This window comes from Rhizobium sp. CBN3, from assembly GCF_030518245.1.
GTDB classification, from domain to species: domain Bacteria; phylum Pseudomonadota; class Alphaproteobacteria; order Rhizobiales; family Rhizobiaceae; genus Rhizobium; species Rhizobium aethiopicum_A.
In genome coordinates this window covers 1-204 of record NZ_JAULSE010000118.1, presented here as the reverse complement: position 1 = coordinate 204, position 204 = coordinate 1, and the positions used below count along the sequence as shown (strand labels likewise).

Genomic DNA, 204 nt, shown 5'->3' with positions numbered 1-204 from the left:
CCATTCGGTATGGTCGAGCGACAATCCGCTGCGGCCTTCGATCGATGGATCAACCTGCTGCAGCGGCGAAGTTGATCTGAACTCGGCACGTGGATCCGAACGGCCGTCCAGACCGGCCGGTTCCCGGCCACTTGCCTGCTCAGGGGACAACCCCGACGCTGCGTTCGCCTCAACGACTTGCTGGTACTGCCGAAGCCGCTTGAA

The 204-nt window shown here is 62.7% G+C and carries 1 protein-coding gene; it reads right to left on the bottom strand.

Translation table 11 applies throughout. The features are described 5' to 3' along the window. A partial coding sequence (locus QWJ46_RS31210) for a hypothetical protein (RefSeq protein ID WP_302756407.1) occupies positions 1-204 on the bottom strand: 204 nt, incomplete at both ends.